Source organism: Paraburkholderia phymatum, from assembly GCF_040965635.1.
GTDB classification, from domain to species: Bacteria; Pseudomonadota; Gammaproteobacteria; order Burkholderiales; family Burkholderiaceae; genus Paraburkholderia; species Paraburkholderia phymatum_B.
In genome coordinates this window covers 1-255 of sequence record NZ_JBFRCH010000172.1, presented here as the reverse complement: position 1 = coordinate 255, position 255 = coordinate 1, and the positions used below count along the sequence as shown (strand labels likewise).

At 56.5% G+C, this 255-nt stretch carries 1 pseudogene; it reads left to right on the top strand.

What is annotated here, in order from left to right:
* A pseudogene (locus AB4Y32_RS40660) lies at nucleotides 1-255 on the top strand (hypothetical protein); the annotation flags it as partial.

The following is a 255-nucleotide window of genomic DNA, read 5'->3' as shown; positions in this document are numbered from 1 at the left end:
GCGGAAAGTATTTCCTGTTCTGCGACAACGTCGATCTGTCCAGACGCTATCAGGTGCCGTACAACGGAGCGGTGTTCTACGTGCTGCCGATTGTGGAATCGACTGTCTACAACGAGATGCTTGAGCTCCTGCATCTGGAGAAAAGCGAGCTGAAAAGGAAAGACACGGCTGGCAAGCTCGACGCGGTCGCCGACGCCGCGATCCTCTTCGATCTGCCGTTTGACACGATCAGCTACGCGGACGGACTCGAAGCGA